Source organism: Pseudoalteromonas sp. CR1 (assembly GCF_019392235.1).
Classification (GTDB): Bacteria; Pseudomonadota; Gammaproteobacteria; order Enterobacterales; family Alteromonadaceae; genus Pseudoalteromonas.
Genome location: NZ_JAHXRM010000227.1, coordinates 1 through 274, shown reverse-complemented (window position 1 = coordinate 274; position 274 = coordinate 1). Strand labels below are relative to the sequence as shown.

Here is a 274-nt window from a genome sequence, read left to right as displayed (position 1 = left end):
TTAAGGCTGTTGTACCTAGCACCTTTACGTTAGTCTGGGTGCCGTTTCAATCACATCAGATTGACGGTCGCTCTACATCTGATATTGCTTTCGTTGAATCTCTTATGGCTCGTTTGACCGATACGCATCAGTGCGCGCTGTACGGTAACCTGACTATTCCAGAAACGGTTGAAGTCCTGGGAGATTGCGATGCCATTTTTGCCATGAGTCTTCATGCGCAGATACTGGCACTGGCTATGGGGAAGCCCACCCTGTGCTACGAATACGACCCAAA

Annotated in this window: 1 protein-coding gene; it reads left to right on the top strand. The window is 48.9% G+C overall.

Going from position 1 to position 274, the window contains the following annotated elements:
- Window positions 1–38: 38 nt before the first annotated feature.
- On the top strand, window positions 39–274 hold a 236-nt coding region (locus KZZ04_RS21685; RefSeq protein ID WP_368735903.1), incomplete at its 3' end, for a polysaccharide pyruvyl transferase family protein.